The sequence below is a fragment of the Vibrio sp. 10N.247.310.17 genome (assembly GCF_041466605.1).
GTDB classification, from domain to species: domain Bacteria; phylum Pseudomonadota; class Gammaproteobacteria; order Enterobacterales; family Vibrionaceae; genus Vibrio; species Vibrio tasmaniensis_A.
In genome coordinates, this window is the sequence record NZ_JBFSTC010000150.1 from 1 (window position 1) to 6581 (window position 6581).

Genomic DNA, 6581 nt, shown 5'->3' on the forward strand with positions numbered 1-6581 from the left:
TCCAATACTTATTTGAGCCGTATAACTTCTGGCAACCCACGGCGAGATTTCGAGGGTGACCACGCTCCCAGAAGGCTGCTCCTTCTCTTGGGGGAATAAGCGCAACGGCTCGCTTAATCTTAATAGCAGCGTGGCACACTCTCGTGTCGTACGCGCCATCGCCAGACTCTACGCTTGCCATCCGTCTCGTGTTTTTTGACTTTTCATGAGTGCTGTCGTGATAGCTAAATCACTGAATCGACGTGGCCTACCGCGCTTATTCTGTTTGCTTTGCGCCCAACCGCTTATTGCCTCTTCATCAATCCAAAAAGTCAGAGAGCCACGGTTAATGAGCGATTGGTTGTATTGCTTCCTGTTGGTTGTTTTGTAACGAGGTTTAGACATAGAGCTACGAGAGAGGGTGGACGTAGCTGATCATATCGTAGGTTCTTGATTTAGTTCCATTGAATTACGCAACAACAAATCCACCTAGCTTTATTATTTATATTTAATAGATATAAATAATAAATATATATCTTTTCAACCCTAGAACCATTGTTACATTATAACAATTAATGTTCTATTTGAGGTCGAGGGAATGAAAGGACACCTTTTAAAAGTAAAAGCACTTTTTTTGGCAACTTTGGCTTTGGGTGACATGGCCTCTGCTTCTACAGCTCTTCAGTTCAAAGACGTGCTCGGTAGAAACATCTCTTTAGAAAAGCCGGCAGAAAAAATTTTCCTAGGTTTTTATTTTGAGGATTACCTAGCGATCGCTGGACCAGATGCTTACAAAAAAGTGGCTATTTTCCCAAGACACTCTTGGAAAGATTACCGTCAATCTCAATGGACCACCTATAAAAAAATCATTCCTGAGTTAGAAACGATTATTGATTCAGGTTCTCTTTATACAGGTACTTTTGATTTCGAAAAACTCTTGTTAACTAAACCTGATGTTGCACTTCTTGCGGCGTGGCAATATCAATCCCTTGGTGAAAAAGTTGAAATACTTGAAAAGAATGGTATCAGAGTTGTCGTTGTAGACTTCAATGCTCAAACGCTTGAAAAACACGTCATTAGCACACGTGTTATAGGCAGAGTAATGGGGACAGAAGGACGCGCTTCATCGATTGCAACGGAATACGAAAACACAGTAAACATGGTTAAACAACGTGTTACGAGGCATCTGGAAAACCACACGGCACGCCGTGTGTATGTGGAAGCAGGTACAGGTGGACCAAATGAATACGGTAAATCTTACTCGACGACAATGTGGGGCAACCTTTTGACAATGGCGGGGGCCGATAACCTTGCCCATGGGATGTTTGAAGGTTCTGCCCACCTAACGCCTGAATATATCTTGAGTCAAGATCCAGAAGTGATCTTTATATCCGGTGCTCACTGGGTTAAACATAACGACAGCGCCCTGCTTGGTTTCAACAGAAGCGCAAACTAGATACCGCCCCTACCTAAATCGTGCTGGCTGGAATCAACTGACGGCAGTTAAAAATGGTGACGTCTACGGTATATACCACTCAGGAACACGTACTATTTACGACCACGTTTTCTTGTTGTATCTAGCAAAGTCTATTTACCCAGAAGCATTTAAAGATATTGAACCTAAGAAATTGCACCAAGAATTTTTTAGGAACTACATGCCGCAAGCGCTCAAAGGCACTTTCATGATTCAGGTGGGCGTAACTCATGAATGAAAGCATGAAAGCATCGTCTGACCTGAATCATTCCAGCGGCGCTATTTATCAAAGAATGCAGAAGCAAAGAATTAAGATTTTGCTAGGCGCTTTTCTGGCAACGAGTTTTTCCGCTTTATTCGATCTTGGTACTGGCTCATCGTGGCTAGGCATTGAACAAGTTGTTGAAGCCCTCCTAGGTGGTCCCTCTGGTGACAGCTTATCAACACTTATTGTCTGGCAACTTCGGTTACCCATCACTCTCACCTGTCTTATGGTTGGCGCCTCACTCGGCCTCGCTGGCGGTCTAATGCAAACCCTCTTAGCCAACCCACTTGCCAGTCCGTATACCCTTGGTATCTCTGCTGCTGCTGGATTTGGTGCAGCCATAGCTTTTTTAACCGGTTTTTCAGTATTTGGTTTGCATTGGTTAGGCGTGCCGTTTGCCGCTTTCTTGACATCTGGATTAGCGAGTATGGCGATCTATATAATTGGTCGCAGCCGACATATGGACGCAAAAATCCTGATTTTGGCAGGTATTGTCGTTCTCTTCTTTTTCCAGGCTTTACAGTCATTAATTCAATATTTGGCATCACCAGAAGTGCTGCAGCAAATTGTTTTTTGGTTATTTGGCAGTCTACTGAAGGCGAGTTGGTTGTCCTTCTTTGTTTCAGGAGCCGTTTTCCTGTTCGGTTTGGTCTTTGCGTTATCTAAGGTATGGGCACTCACCGCCCTCACTTTAGGCGAAGAGCGTGCACTCGCCTTGGGAATAAAGACCAGCAAGTTAAGACTACAGATGTTTTTACTGTGTTCCTTATTAACTGCAGGAGCAGTGTCGTTTGTCGGAACCATTGGTTTCATTGGTTTGGTTGCTCCTCACCTAGCAAGAATGCTAATAGGCGAAGATCAGCGTTTCTACTTACCTTTGGCGGCATTAATGGGAGCGTTGCTTTTATGTACCTCGTCTCTTGTTGCTAAGTTGATTGTCCCAGGCACTATCATACCAATTGGTATCGTCACCTCCTTAGTCGGTGTGCCGATCCTTCTTTATTTTCTGATAAGCAGGAGGTTTATCTAATGACGTCGCTTTCAATAGAAAATCTTGCCGTTCCAATTGGAAGAAAACTCGTTTTAAAGAAGGTAGATGCCCACTTTTTGGGTGGCAAATTTACCGCCATTTTAGGGCCCAATGGCGCAGGAAAAACGACATTGCTCAAAGCTATCATGGGCATCATTCCTTCTGATGGGAAGATTAATTCAAGTGGGGAGGACGGGCTGAGATTACCGCTACAATCCTTCTCGTACCTATGTCAACTCAACAAATCTCCCTGTCAATTAACGGTTATTGAGTTTGTCTTACTGGGCTTGGTTCATCAACTGAGCTGGAACATCACATTTGAACAAGAACAAAAAGCAGACGCCATCCTTGATTATCTAGGTTTGAGAAATCTCGCCCTTAGACAGTTTTCTCAACTAAGCGGTGGTCAGCAACAGCTGGTTTCACTGGCGCAATCTCTTGTTGCTGAGCCCAAGGTATTGCTCTTAGATGAACCAACAAGCGCCTTAGATCTCAAGCATCAAGTCCAAATTTTAGACCTTGTTCGTCAATATACCCGAGCCAAAAATATCATCACAATTGCGGTCCTACACGACCTCTCTCTCGCTGCTCGATACTGCGACCATCTTCTCTTAATGAATGATGGTGAAGTTCAATATTGCGGTAAACCAGAAGACGTGCTCGATTCTGAAAGGCTGGGGAAAATCTATCAGATTCATGTGGACGTAGGTTGTTGCGTTCATGGACATACCCACGTCACCCCAGTTCGAGCCCTTAAAACAGATTAGGCATTCTTATGGCAATGAATAAAAGGCAATATCACTTATTAGTTTCTCTATCCACGTTTGAATCTCAAATTCAAACCCTGACTCATTACAGCCTTGAAAATTGTGAATGTTTTGTCCTTTTGCAAGAAAAAATTGATGAGTTTTGCGCTTGGATTTTGCAAGAAAATTTTAAAACCATTAGCGATGATTTTGATATGACCCCTGAGTACGATCGTTTAATCAAGCAGCTTCGTGAAACTGCTGTAAAAGCTCTGTGTTTATTGGAAAAACATCAGTCTCAGTGTGCCAGAGAGCATCAAATCGACATCAGCGAATATTTATACCAACTTTCTGAAAACACAAAAATTGAACTAAAAAAAGCAGGAATTGAAAGCAACTCTCGAGTCCTGTTTATTGGCTCAGGGTCCTATCCGGTTTCTGCTTTCACTATATCTCAGAGCACAGGCGCTCTCGTGCACGGTATAGATCTTGATGAGCAGGCAGTGAAAATGGCCAACCAACTCAACTTGTCAACCACTTTTAGCTGCAAAGATCTAATCACTGAGTTTGCCTCTTTCCGGCCAACTCATGTTGTAGTAGCCTCTTTAGTGGAACATAAATGGGAACAACTCAGACAGCTTAGACCTCATCTTAACCACTCTCACCGAGTATTAGTTCGATTCGGTAATGGTTTAAAGTCCGCCTTCAATTACCCTTTCAACCCAAACCTAATGGATGGGTGGGAAACACAACAGATCCATAACGATGCAGCGATATATGACACCGTCTTGATGGAGCGCGCAAAATGACTCTTTCATTAGGAAAAGTGTTAATCGTTGGCACAGGGCCAGCCGCATTTCAGACAGCAAAAATCATCAGAAACCAGTGCGAGCAACTTGGGTTAGTAAACCGCTCATCAGAGCGCTGGCAGCCGATGTTCGAAAGCTTACACAACGAACGTATTGCGCATATTTTCGCTGCCAAATCCTCTTTGAAGCGAATGGCTGGGCAGGTGATATTTGATGCGGTTTTTGAAGATTTACGCGATGTAAGCGGACAATGGGATACGTTGGTTCTGGGCACCCCATCTCATGCTTATTCAGCGGTTCTATTGGCTTTACCTAAATCGTGTTTGAGTTCCACAAAAATAGTAGTCCTCATTTCATCCTTATTTGGTGGGCACCGGATTGTAAAAGGCTTGTTTTCAGAACTGAATTTAACCCCCAACGTACTGATATTTTCCAATTACTTTGCGGCCACTAAATTTATAACGGAACAAGCTGGCGTTCGTGTCCTTACCAAAGCGGTTAAAAAACGTATTTATGCTTACTCAAGTAAAGAAAAATGCCCTGTCCTAGAGCTACTGACTCAAACTTTAGCGGATATCGGTGTTGAAGTTGTCGAGTTGGAAAATGGGTTTAGCGTAGAAGGACGAAACATTACCTCTTTCGTTCATCCCGCATTTTTTATGACCCCTTTCTCGCTCAATCATATCTTAAGTGAGACGAGAGAAGTTAAGTACATGTACAAACTTTTCCCTGAGGGACCGATCACAACCGAAACCATCCACATTTTGGTTGAGCTATGGCGCGATATATCAAGATTGATACTTCACTTTAACGGAACACCATTTAACTTGTTACAATTTCTCAATGATGACAACTACCCTGTGCATCCAGAAACCATTCGTCGTCGTCAAATTGAGCAGTTTATGTCGCTCACTCCAATAGCGCAGGAATATTTGGTTTACGTACGATACAGCGCGATTCTGATCGATCCTTTTTCTAAGCCGGATGAAAATGGGTGCTACTTCAACTTCTCTGCCGTGCCCTATGCCAAAGGTAAGGTGGAAAAAGGCAAGTTGTCTTTACCTCGAATACCTAAAGAAGATATACAGAATCTTTACTGGCTTCAAGTCTTAGGCAGAGCGCATGGGATTGCATTACCGAGCGTTAACCGTGTGCTAGGTATATTCGAATCTTGGTTAAGTAGCTCTCAACTCCCTCACCATTTGATTGAAGAGTCCCGCACTCAAGCGCACCAATACCTTGGTTGGGTGCGTCTATCATACGACCTTTAAAGAAACCCATCATGAACAACGGTGTAGCGTTAACTATATTTTCTGCGTTCATTTTTAGTGTCATGAACGCACTTATTAAAGCGGCCAGTTTGACGATTCCAAGCTCTGAAATTGTCTTCTTCCGAAGCGCAATAGGAACCGTTCTGATTTTAGGTTTAATGTGGAAAGCGAGTATCAGGTTTTCTACCACGGGCATACCAATGCTTTTGCTTCGTGGCCTGTTTGGGGCGTTTTATCTGCTCGCTTTTGTGTACGCGATTACCCACATGCCGCTAGCGGACGCCGTGATTTTGGCTTACCTGTCCCCGTTCTTCGTTATATTACTTTCCAACCTAATTTTGGGAGAAAAAGCCCCTAAAAAAGTAGCATTCCTTTTTCCGCTCACTTTGGTTGGAGTTACCTTAATTGTAAATCCATTTAGCTTCGACACATTTAATTTGTATGCCCTCTCAGGGGTGGCGAGTGCTTTTTTTGCGGCGGCTGCCTCTATCACTATTCGCCACCTGAGTAAGAGGCACCATATTTACGAGATTGTGTTTTATTTTCTTTTCACTTCGATGTTGGTATCCGGTTACTTGATGAGGGATGAGTTTGTGGTTCCACAGGGAATTGCGTGGATTTATCTAATTGCCATTGGTCTTGTTTCGCTCATTGGGCAAATTTTCCTAACAAAGGCATTCAGTCATGAAAACGCCGCTGTAGTTGCAGTCACCCGCTATATCGGCTTGGTCTTCAATATACTTTGGGGGGTTATTTTTTGGTATGAAATCCCTAGTTGGATGAGCACATGTGGCGTTCTTATAATAATAACAACATCTATTTCCCTCTCGCTAAAGAAAAAAAATATTATTCAATGATCTGAGTACCACCTAGAAAACAAACTAATCAAAGAGAGTAGGGAAGGCTTTGTTGCGTAATTAAATTTAGAGATAGATGCACCCCGTTTCGCATACTTTTTAGTCAATACGACAAGTTTCAGGCATACCTAACCCAGTAAGCTTGTTCAA

7 protein-coding genes and 1 pseudogene are annotated in these 6581 nt (G+C 43.1%); 7 read left to right on the forward strand and 1 reads right to left on the reverse strand.

From position 1 onward, the window contains the following. Positions 1-384: pseudogene (locus AB6D80_RS23740) on the reverse strand (transposase); the annotation flags it as partial. 193 nt (positions 385-577) lie between these two features. On the opposite strand from AB6D80_RS23740, the gene AB6D80_RS23745 reads away from it, so the two are divergent. Genes AB6D80_RS23745 through AB6D80_RS23775 form a run of 7 tightly spaced genes read left to right on the forward strand, consistent with a single transcriptional unit; the run spans position 578 to position 6431 of the window. Next, a complete protein-coding gene (locus AB6D80_RS23745; RefSeq protein WP_372189803.1) occupies positions 578-1435 on the forward strand; it encodes an ABC transporter substrate-binding protein in 858 nt (285 codons plus the stop codon). Further along, entirely contained in the window at positions 1410-1691 is a 282-nt protein-coding gene (locus tag AB6D80_RS23750) for a hypothetical protein (RefSeq protein ID WP_372189805.1), read from the forward strand. Before AB6D80_RS23745 ends, AB6D80_RS23750 begins: the two co-directional genes overlap by 26 nt. Beyond that, entirely contained in the window at positions 1684-2748 is a 1065-nt protein-coding gene (locus AB6D80_RS23755; RefSeq protein ID WP_016800126.1) for an iron ABC transporter permease, read from the forward strand. Before AB6D80_RS23750 ends, AB6D80_RS23755 begins: the two co-directional genes overlap by 8 nt. Beyond that, positions 2748-3515 carry an ABC transporter ATP-binding protein gene (locus AB6D80_RS23760; RefSeq protein WP_017103898.1) on the forward strand — a complete coding sequence of 256 codons (768 nt, stop codon included), beginning with the start codon at positions 2748-2750 and terminating at the stop codon, positions 3513-3515. The genes AB6D80_RS23755 and AB6D80_RS23760 overlap by 1 nt, the downstream gene beginning before the upstream one ends. 8 nt (positions 3516-3523) lie before the next feature. Beyond that, positions 3524-4303, forward strand: a complete 780-nt coding sequence (locus AB6D80_RS23765; RefSeq protein WP_016800128.1) for a hypothetical protein — start codon at positions 3524-3526, stop codon at positions 4301-4303. Beyond that, a complete protein-coding gene (locus AB6D80_RS23770; protein ID WP_017100974.1) occupies positions 4300-5574 on the forward strand; it encodes an opine metallophore biosynthesis dehydrogenase in 1275 nt (424 codons plus the stop codon). The genes AB6D80_RS23765 and AB6D80_RS23770 overlap by 4 nt, the downstream gene beginning before the upstream one ends. Positions 5575-5585: 11 nt before the next feature. Then, positions 5586-6431, forward strand: a complete 846-nt coding sequence (locus AB6D80_RS23775) for a DMT family transporter (RefSeq protein WP_016800130.1) — start codon at positions 5586-5588, stop codon at positions 6429-6431. Positions 6432-6581: the final 150 nt, after the last annotated feature.

Bases quoted from the DNA above. Each gene is read 5' to 3' on its own strand.
- AB6D80_RS23745 (WP_372189803.1), top strand. From the start codon at position 578: ATGAAAGGACACCTTTTAAAAGTAAAAGCACTTTTTTTGGCAACTTTG.
- AB6D80_RS23755 (WP_016800126.1), top strand. From the start codon at position 1,684: ATGAATGAAAGCATGAAAGCATCGTCTGACCTGAATCATTCCAGCGGC.
- AB6D80_RS23760 (WP_017103898.1), top strand. From the start codon at position 2,748: ATGACGTCGCTTTCAATAGAAAATCTTGCCGTTCCAATTGGAAGAAAA.
- AB6D80_RS23765 (WP_016800128.1), top strand. From the start codon at position 3,524: ATGGCAATGAATAAAAGGCAATATCACTTATTAGTTTCTCTATCCACG.
- AB6D80_RS23770 (WP_017100974.1), top strand. From the start codon at position 4,300: ATGACTCTTTCATTAGGAAAAGTGTTAATCGTTGGCACAGGGCCAGCC.
- AB6D80_RS23775 (WP_016800130.1), top strand. From the start codon at position 5,586: ATGAACAACGGTGTAGCGTTAACTATATTTTCTGCGTTCATTTTTAGT.